The sequence below is a fragment of the Shimia gijangensis genome, from assembly GCF_900142085.1.
GTDB lineage: Bacteria > Pseudomonadota > Alphaproteobacteria > Rhodobacterales > Rhodobacteraceae > Shimia > Shimia gijangensis.
Window position 1 is genome coordinate 1 of sequence record NZ_FQZQ01000060.1, and the last position, 2099, is coordinate 2099.

1 protein-coding gene is annotated in these 2099 nt (G+C 52.5%); it reads left to right on the forward strand.

What is annotated here, in order from left to right; all coding sequences use genetic code 11:
* Positions 1 to 386 precede the first annotated feature (386 nt).
* Positions 387 to 2033, forward strand: a complete 1647-nt coding sequence (locus tag BUC32_RS19945) for a tetratricopeptide repeat protein (RefSeq protein ID WP_073257377.1) — start codon at positions 387 to 389, stop codon at positions 2031 to 2033.
* Positions 2034 to 2099: the final 66 nt, after the last annotated feature.

The window sequence follows — 2099 nt, forward strand, 5'->3', positions numbered from 1 at the left end:
GTTTGGAAAACTGAGGTCTTAACCATTACACAACGCCCGCTCAACTTTCACACTACTATTTGATTGATTTTTTGAGGTCAAGGCCCGCACTGAAGAAGTATTGGCCAAACGATGTACTCACCGTCGATTCTGACATTTTTTCAGACCCAGTTACCTTACGAAGCAGCTGCAAACGACAGGAACGCGCTCGAAAATTTAATTTTCCGCAGCACACTAAATCGCAAAAATTGGAGAAACGCCGCTCGAAATTCTCAGCATAAGCTGGTCATCAAATCCAACTGCCGCCCCTGCCCCAACAACGCGCATGGAAGCGATAGAACGTCGAAATTACCCTCTCAAGCGGTTTTGCGGTAATATGCAGCGGACTTGAGAAGGAGACATCAGCGATGGCGTACTACGATCTGGGCACATATTCCCGAACAGTTTCCACCACTTCTCGGAAGGCTCAAAAGTGGTTCGACCGAGGTTTGGCATGGACCTATGCCTACAATCATGAAGAAGCCATTGAGTGTTTTCGCAAAGCGCTGTCAGCGGATTCCAACTGCGCAATGGCCCATTGGGGCATCGCCTATTGCATTGGCCCTAACTACAACAAACCTCGGGAAACATTCGAGGACGACGAAAAACCCGACTGTATCGAAGTCGCCCGATCCTCAATCGACGCCGCGAACGGGCTGCTTAGTCAAGTCACGCCAGTGGAGCGCGCACTGATCGAAGCCTTGCCCGCACGTTACCCCGACGCTTCGGACGTTGAGGACTTCAGCCCATGGAATGATGCCTTCGCCGACGCAATGCGTCAGGTTCATTCCAAGTTTGGTGACGATCTGGATGTGTGCGCTCTTTTTGCAGAGTCGATCATGAACCGCACTCCGTGGCAGTTGTGGGATTTACCAACCGGCCAACCAGCCAAGGGCGCGGACACTCTTGAAGCGATCGCCGTGCTGGACACCGCGTTTGAAACTTTGCCTGGGGCCTGGCAGCATTCGGGCCTTCTGCACATGTATATTCACCTTATGGAGATGTCGCCGCACCCGGAGAAGGCCTTGCGCCACGGAGATGTCCTAAGCACCCTTGTGCCTGACGCGGGCCATTTGCTTCACATGCCAACCCATATCGATGTGCTGTGTGGAGACTACATGAATGTTGTTTTGCGGAATGAAGCAGCAATTCTGGCAGATCGGAAATTCTTGAAACTGGAAGGCGCAGACAACTTTTACTCGGTCTATCGTTGCCACAATTATCACTTCAAGATTTATGGCGCGATGTTTCTTGGCCAACCGACGGCGGCATTGGAGGCCGCAGAGGAATTGGTTGCCACTTTGCCCTCAGACACATTGCGTCCTATGGCCGATTGGTTCGAAGGTTTCATTCCGGTGAAGCAGCATATCCTCATACGGTTTGGGCGCTGGTCTGAAATTCTGGCTCAGGAACTGCCCGACGACGAAAGCTTGTATTGTGTAACTCTGGCCATGATGCGCTATGCGCGCACTGTTGCATTGGCGAACTTGCATCAGATCGACGAAGCTCAAGCAGAAAAGTCACTATTCTACGGCGCATGGGACAACGTCCCGGAAAGCCGCATGTTGTTCAACAACTCATGCAGAGACATTCTAAAGGTCGCCGAACAGATGATGTTGGGAGAACTTGCCTATCACATTGGCAACCACGAAGCCGCGTTCGATCACCTTCGCAAATCTGTCAAGATTGATGACAATATGCCTTACGATGAGCCTTGGGGCTGGATGCAGCCGACGCGGCATGCCTTGGGTGCGCTGCTTTTGGAACAAGGGGTGCTTGATGAAGCGGAGGCGGTTTATCGGGCTGACCTCGGGCTTGATGCGACCTTAAGCCGAGCCTGCCAACACCCGGGAAACGTCTGGAGTCTTCATGGATTACATGAGTGTCTCAATCGGCGCGGAGAAACCATAGAAGCGGCACATATCAAGCTTCAGCTTCAAAAAGCAGCCGCGCGCGCTGAGGTGCCAATCAGAGCCTCTTGTTACTGCCGCCAACAACGGATGGCCGCGCAATAAGTATGGGTCGATTGATATGCCCTGCGGCGGTCGAGAAATTTCCTGGGCCGATTTCGACGGCATCTT

What these genes read in the sequence shown, in the direction of transcription:
- BUC32_RS19945 (WP_073257377.1), top strand. Translation starts at nt 387, where the DNA reads ATGGCGTACTACGATCTGGGCACATATTCCCGAACAGTTTCCACCACT.